Raw genomic sequence first — 3295 nt, 5'->3', positions numbered from 1 at the left:
CGCCGAGCACGTGCGCGCGCAGCCACGGCACGTGGGCGAACAGTCGGTTGGAGGCGGCCTCCCGGCCGGCGGCAGGTCACCCGTTGCGATGCCGTCGGCGCCGGTCCCCTCACCGCCAGGGGATGCGGAGGAGTTCACGGCGTGCTCCCCCCGGTGAGGCTCACGTACCGGCCGAGTGCGGTCAGCGGGAAGACCAGCCGGTACAGGTGGTAGTTCAGCGAGAAGTCCCACGGGAAGCCGGTGCCGGTGAAGTAGGGCTCGTCCCAGGTGCCGTCGGGCCGCTGGGTCTCGCACAGCCACCGGACACCGCGCTCGACGGCCCGGCTGTCCGGGTCGACGGCGAGCAGGGCGAGCAGCGCCCAGGCGGTCTGCGAGGCGGTGAGCGCGCCCCGGCCGATCCAGGCCGGATCGGTGTAGGAGCGCAGGTCCTCGCCCCAGCCGCCCTCGGGTGCCTGGTGTTCGAGCAGCCACCGCACGGAGGCGATGATCGCCGGATGGTCGGTCGGAACCCCGGCCGCGATCAGCGCGGGCACGACCGCGCCGGTGCCGTAGACGTGGTTGACGCCCCAGCGGCCGAACCAGGAACCGCCGGGCTCCTGGTTGTCCAGCAGCCACTGCACCGCCCGCTGGGTGATCGGGTGATCGGATCGGCCCAGGTCAGCGAGCATCTCGACGAGATGCGCGGTGACATCCGCCGACGGCGGGTCGACGACCTCACCGAAGTCGCAGAACGGGATCTTGGTCGTGAGCATCCGGACGTTGTCCGCGTCGAAGGCGCCCCAGGCGCCGTCGGACGAACGCATCCCGACGCTCCAGTCGACCCCGCGGGCCGCGGCCGCGCGGATCGCCCCGGCCAGTGCCGGGTCGGCCGCCGCGACGGTGGGCCGGTCGGCGTCGCGGTGCTGCTCGTTGTTCGGGGCGACGTGCCCGCCGCCGAGCAGCCGGCGCAGTGCCAGCACGACCTCGGCGGTGTCGTCAACGTCGGGGTAGAAGTCGTTGTCGAACTCGAACGCCCAGCCGCCGGGGGCGAGTTCCGGACGGCGCACCGCCCAGTCGCCGGCGACCCGGACCTCCTCGTCAACGAGCCACTGGCCCGCCTTCACCATCGCCGGGTGGTCACCGGCAACGCCGGCGTCGGCCAGGGCCACGACCGCGAGCGCGGTGTCCCAGACCGGCGACTGGCAGGCCTCGATCTGGCGGATCGGGCCTTCCGGGGTGTCGCGGCGGATCACGTAGCGTTCCATGCCGCGGAACGCGGTGGCGATCACCGGGTGGTTCAGCGGATACCCCATCAGGTGCAGCGCCATGACGGAGTACACCCACGGCGGCTGGATGCCGCCCCAGCACCCGTCGGCCTCCTGGCGGGCGACAACCCACTCGGTGGCGCGGCGCAGCGCGAGGGTGCGCAGCAGCTTGATCGGCCTGCGCTCGTACCGGTGCATCAGCTTGTCGAGCCGCTGGAAGGCACCCTCCCAGCTACGCAGCGGCGCCGGCGGACGCTCGTCGGCGGGCACCTTGAGCTCGTCAATGTCGAAACCGAGGTCGTGTGCCGGGCGCAGCGAACCGACGATCGTCAGCGCGACGATCGTCTGGCGGGCCCAGCAGGCGAAGTCGTAGACGTTCAGCGGAACCCACGACGGCAGGAAGATCAGCTCCGGCGGGATCACCGGCACGTCGTCCCACGACCACTGGCCGAGCGCGGCCAGCCAGATCCGGGTGAACACCCGGGAGGCGTGCACACCGCCCATGTCCCGCACCAGCCCGGCTGCCCGGGCCATGTGCGGGGCATCCAGCGCGTCGCCGGCGAGGCGCAGCGCGATGTAGGCCTCGATGGTGGTGGACAGGTCGACCGGACCGCCGTAGAAAGTGGCCCAGCCGCCGCCCGCGAGCTGCTGCGACCGGATCCAGCGGGCGCTCTGCTCGGTCTCCTCCTCGCCGCGGATGCCGAGGAACTCCTTCATGAAGAGGTCCTCGGCGTCCATCGTGACGTTGGTCTCGAGGTCGCCCTTCCACCAGCCCTCCTCCGACTGGAGGGCGAGCAGGTGGTCACGGGCCCGCTCGGTGGCCAGGCGCGCGGTGACCTGGTCGGGCCGCTCGGCCGTGGCCGTCGCGGTGGCCGTCGCGGTGGCCGTCGCCGTCGCGGCAGCGGGCAGCGGCGGTGAGGACCGGGAGATCCCGTAGGCGTCGGCCGTGGCGGGCGCCGGGATGGCGGGCCGCCTGGGGCTCTTCTCGGCAGTCGGAGCAGCCGGGGACGGGTCCGAGGTCAGGCTCATCGACGACTCCCCTCGTCGTACGGGCGATGGTCTAGCGGACGATCAGCAGACTGATCGCCGGTCGGTTCGGGGGCGTGGCGGCCCGGTGGATCAGCGTCCGGCCACCTGGTCTCACCCCGTCCCGATGCGGGTCGGCGGGTGGTCCAGGCGGCATAAGCGCCTGTGGACACCTGCGGCCTCCCTCAACGATCGCGCTCGGTCACGAAGCGGGCGAGGGCGAGCAGCTCGGCCTCGACCTCCGCCGGCATCGACAGCGAGCGCAGTACGTTCTCACACGCCTTGAGCTGGCGGTCCGCCTCCGCGGTGGTCCAGTCCCGACCGCCGGCCCGTTCGACCAGCTCGGCGATGTGGGCCAGCTCCGCCTCGGTGGAGTCACCCGTCGACGTGAGGAACGCACGCAGCTCGTCGGCCGCGGCACCACCCGCCTCGAGTGCAACGACGACGGGCACCGACTTCTTTCGCGAGCGAAGGTCCGACAGCACCGGTTTGCCGGTGACGGTCGGGTCGCCCCAGATGCCGAGTAGGTCGTCGATGAGCTGGAAGGCCGTGCCGAGGCGCGAGCCGTACTCGGCGAGCGCGTCGACGGTCTCCTGCGGGGCGCCGGCGAGCACCGCGCCCAGCGAGGCCGAGCAGGCCAGCAGCGCGCCGGTCTTGCCGTCCTCCATCCGCAGCGTGTCCGCGACCGTGACGTCGGAGCGGTGCTCGAACATCAGGTCCTCGGCCTGGCCGCGGACGAGGTCCTGCACGCCCTGGCTGAGGATCAGGGCGGCCCGCCGGGCGGGCTCCCCCTCGACCTCGAGCAGGATCTGCACGGCGAGGCTGAGCAGGGCGTCGCCGGCGAGGATGGCGCCGTCGGCACCGAAGACCGTCCAGGCGGTCGCCCGGTGCCGGCGCTCGGTGTCGCCGTCCATCAGGTCGTCGTGCAGCAGCGAGAAGTCGTGCACCAGCTCGACGGCGACCGCCGCCGGCAGGCCGACCTCGGCGGACGCGCCGGCCGCCTCGGCGGACAGCAGCGCCAGCGC

The 3295-nt window shown here is 72.9% G+C and carries 2 protein-coding genes and 1 pseudogene; all 3 read right to left on the bottom strand.

The annotated features are described in order from the left end of the window. A pseudogene (locus tag MXD58_RS31255) lies at nt 1-64 on the bottom strand (zinc-dependent metalloprotease); the annotation flags it as partial. A gap of 70 nt (nt 65-134) precedes the next feature. Beyond that, complete coding sequence (shc, locus tag MXD58_RS23470; protein WP_248841399.1) at nt 135-2273, bottom strand: squalene--hopene cyclase; 2139 nt, start codon at nt 2271-2273, stop codon at nt 135-137. A 182-nt stretch (nt 2274-2455) separates the two neighbouring features. After that, the coding region (locus MXD58_RS23465; protein ID WP_250609933.1) for a polyprenyl synthetase family protein at nt 2456-3295 on the bottom strand (840 nt) is incomplete at its 5' end.

This window comes from Frankia sp. AgKG'84/4 (genome assembly GCF_023242965.2).
In the GTDB taxonomy this organism is placed as follows: domain Bacteria; phylum Actinomycetota; class Actinomycetes; order Frankiales; family Frankiaceae; genus Frankia.
This window is presented reverse-complemented; position numbering and strand designations above follow the sequence as displayed.